The 231-nt window shown below is 61.5% G+C and carries 1 pseudogene; it reads right to left on the bottom strand.

Annotation, left to right across the window (positions count from 1 at the left end):
• Nucleotides 1-231, bottom strand: a pseudogene (locus tag ACQG3P_RS25145) (protease modulator HflC); the annotation flags it as partial.

Raw genomic sequence — 231 nt, 5'->3', positions numbered from 1 at the left:
TGGTGAGCGACTGCTCTTCACCCTCTGCCCGCAGCATGGCCGCTTCCAGCTTGCGCGGGGCGCGCATGCGCACGTACACGTCGTTGATCACCTGGCTGTCGGTCGGCAGGTCGAACATCTTGATGCGCAGGTCGATGATCTGCATGCCCAAGCCCTTGACCCCCTCGTTGATGCCCGTCAGCAGAAACGCCAAAAGAACGCAGCGATACCCCGAGTACACCTGCAGCAAAG

Origin of the sequence: Stenotrophomonas sp. SrG (assembly GCF_050031795.1) — a bacterium.
Classification (GTDB): Bacteria; Pseudomonadota; Gammaproteobacteria; order Xanthomonadales; family Xanthomonadaceae; genus Stenotrophomonas; species Stenotrophomonas rhizophila_A.
This window is presented reverse-complemented; position numbering and strand designations above follow the sequence as displayed.